Genomic DNA, 388 nt, shown 5'->3' on the forward strand with positions numbered 1-388 from the left:
CGTCCAGTTCAATACCATGCTCCGATAACTCCCCCTTCTTTGCCAGCTCCACGACATACGGGAGTACCGCATCACGGCCGCAATATATTTTTCCGCTCATCTCAATCAGATCACCAGCTTTGAGCCTGCATTCTTTGTCTCTAAACGGAACATTAATCTTTATCAAATCTCTCACTTCTCCTTTTTAACACGTTTACCGGTATGTGTTACAGCTTCCAGCCCTCCAATACCTTTTTCCAATCACGGGCAACACCGGATTCAAAGTTATCCTTCACATGATGATCGGCCAGCCACTGCAGCTTTGTCCGAGTAGCTTCGGCCATTGTATACGGCAGCATCTCACTCTGTAAGAAATCAACAACATTCTTCAGTTCATGTTCACGCCGTT

1 protein-coding gene is annotated in these 388 nt (G+C 46.1%); it reads right to left on the bottom strand.

The window, feature by feature from the left end; translation table 11 throughout:
- Positions 1-206: 206 nt before the first annotated feature.
- Positions 207-388 (bottom strand): NAD(P)-dependent oxidoreductase (locus NE664_15530; protein ID MCQ4728044.1); only part of this gene is annotated, 182 nt, incomplete at its 5' end.

The sequence above is a fragment of the Anaerotignum faecicola genome (assembly GCA_024460105.1).
GTDB lineage: Bacteria > Bacillota > Clostridia > Lachnospirales > Anaerotignaceae > JANFXS01.